This is a genomic window from Nesterenkonia cremea, assembly GCF_014642675.1.
Classification (GTDB): domain Bacteria; phylum Actinomycetota; class Actinomycetes; order Actinomycetales; family Micrococcaceae; genus Nesterenkonia; species Nesterenkonia cremea.
On sequence record NZ_BMIS01000029.1, the window covers coordinates 1 to 2329 of the forward strand.

Genomic DNA, 2329 nt, shown 5'->3' on the forward strand with positions numbered 1-2329 from the left:
CACCTGCTCCTTCCTTCAGGAGCAGGCAGACTCTCATCCCAAAATTATGCCGACAAGAGTCAACGCCCTTCGGCCCTCACCAGGGGCAACCCGAAAAGGTCGGCATAATCCAAACATCGGCATAAGCCGTCGAATGCCGACATCGGCATTCGACGGCTTCGGTGGGTCCGTTGGATGTGCCCGGCCTGTCGAAGTAGGCCAGGATGTCAGCAGCTCGTCGGTTCAGAGTCCGGCCCAGCTTCTTTAACTCGACCAGCTTCACGGGAATCCCGCGACGCAGGGAGTGGATGACCTCGGTGAGTATCTGCTTGCCCATGGGCTTCGACGGGCACCGGTAGGCGGCGACGATCTTCTGATAGATCCGCCAGCTCGCCTCAACTTCCACGTGCTCATCGGCGGCGAATACCGCGGTCAGCTTGCGGTCCTGAGGATCGGTGAGCAGATCCGCCCCGGTGCGCAACGTTCTACGTGCCCCGTAGAGGGGATCACCTGATCGCCCGCGGTGCCCGGTGGTCTCACGCTGAACCCGCTGGCGGGCTTGATCCAAGGCGTCCCCGGCTAAGGCAACGACGTGGAAGGGATCCATCACCGCTACCGCTTCGGGGAGCTCTTCGCTGGTGGCGGTCTTAAACCCGGAGAACCCGTCCATGGCCACCACCTCAATGCCTTCTCGGAAGCCCTGGGTCTGGGCGTCCAACCAGGTCTTGAACACGGCCTTGGACCGACCCGGGACCATGTCCAGCAGCCGGGCAGGCCCGATCCCGGCGCGGACCGGGGTCAGGTCGATGACCACAGTGACGTAGTGCGACCCCTTGCCGGTGTGGCGCCAGCAGTGCTCATCAACCCCGATGACTTTCACCCCGTCGAACCGGGTGGGGTCCTCAATCAACAGCTGCCGGCCGGCGGTGAGCACCGCGTCGTTGACGGTGTGCCACGAAGCAGCCAGGGCGGCCGCAACCCGAGCGATAGACATCCTGTCGATGACCACTGATTTCAGCGCCCACAGCACCGCATGCCTGCTCAGCTTCGCCCGCGGGGCCGCAGCCTGGGATGTATCTTGCCGCCAGACCCTGGCACAGTCAGCACACCGATACCGGCGGACCCGGACCCAGAGAGCGGTGGGCCGCCACCCCAGTGGTAGGTGCGCCAACTTCCGTATCACTGTGCCTCTGGGCACGCCTTGGCCGCCGCAGCCCCGGCACCACGGATCATCCTCAGCGACTCGGCATTCCAGGATGGCCCGGTCACAACGGATCAGCTGGCCGGTGACGACGAGCCCGAGCGCATCGAGCAGGCAGAAACTGTTGAGGTCAGGACAGGTGAAAGTAGGCTTGAGCACGTCGAGGTCTTTCGAGTGGAAGGCGTAGGAACCTCCATCATCGGAAGGCCTCGACTCTTATCCAGCCACCGCCACGCCGCTGCTCCCCGTCCCTGCCTCTACACCCTCAAATACGAAGAGCCAGATAGGGTCTGAAGCCGCCGGTGTCCAGCAGGGACCGGGTGATGTAGTGGGTGAGGTTCCGGAACCCCAGGGCGGTGCCGCGTAGGTGTTCGAGGCGACCATTTATCGCTTCAGTTGGGCCATTGGATGTGCCGGGACGGTCGAAGTAGGCAAGGATGTCGGTGGCGCGGCGTTTGAAGGTCCGGCCTAGGTGTTGCGGGGCTTGACGTTGTTTACAGCACCGATGGGATGAGCGAAGAAGAGGAGCAGGCCCTCTCGCGGCATGATGGGTAATCGCGAAACAACCGTCATCAGCGAAAGAGAACCTGCTCCTCNGCAAGGACGCCTCCGCCTCATCGGCCGCATCCAAAACGGCCGTCCCCTGGCCCACGTCGCCGCCGAAGCCGGAGTCTCGAGAGCCTGCCTGTCGAAATGGCACCAGCGCTACCAGCACCATGGCGAGGACGGCCTCCACGATCGCTCGTCGCGGCCGCAGGCATCGCCGGATACCACCCCGGACTGGGTGGTGGAGCTGATCGAGACCTGGCGCCGGGAGCATAAGTGGGCGGCCTCCCGCATCGCCGTCGAGCTTGAGCACGAGCACGGCTTCGGCATCCACCCACGCACCGTGGGCCGCTGGTTCAAACACCTGGGCATCAATAAGCGCCGCCACCTCGACCCGGGCGGTGAGTCCAACCGGCAGCCCGGCACGATCACCGCCACCGCACCTGGGGCGATGGTGCACCTGGATGTGAAGAAGTCCGGCCGGATCCCCGAGGGCGGTGGCTGGTTCGCCCACGGCCGAGACTCCGAGGCCGCTCGCGCCGCCAGCCGGTCGAAGAGCGCCGCGAAGAAGCAGGGCCACAAGATCGGCGGCTACACCTACCT

The 2329-nt window shown here is 64.7% G+C and carries 1 protein-coding gene and 2 pseudogenes; 1 reads left to right on the forward strand and 2 read right to left on the reverse strand.

What is annotated here, in order from left to right:
- Nucleotides 1–133: 133 nt before the first annotated feature.
- Together IEW85_RS14160 and IEW85_RS14165 are read right to left on the reverse strand one after the other, a co-directional pair.
- Nucleotides 134–1339 (reverse strand): annotated as a pseudogene (locus IEW85_RS14160) (ISL3 family transposase); the annotation flags it as partial.
- Between the two features lie 106 nt (nt 1340–1445).
- Nucleotides 1446–1652: pseudogene (locus tag IEW85_RS14165) on the reverse strand (transposase); the annotation flags it as partial.
- 75 nt (nt 1653–1727) lie between these two features.
- Between IEW85_RS14165 and IEW85_RS14170 the strand changes: the two are divergent.
- On the forward strand, nt 1728–2329 hold a 602-nt coding region (locus IEW85_RS14170; RefSeq protein ID WP_188687075.1), incomplete at its 3' end, for a helix-turn-helix domain-containing protein.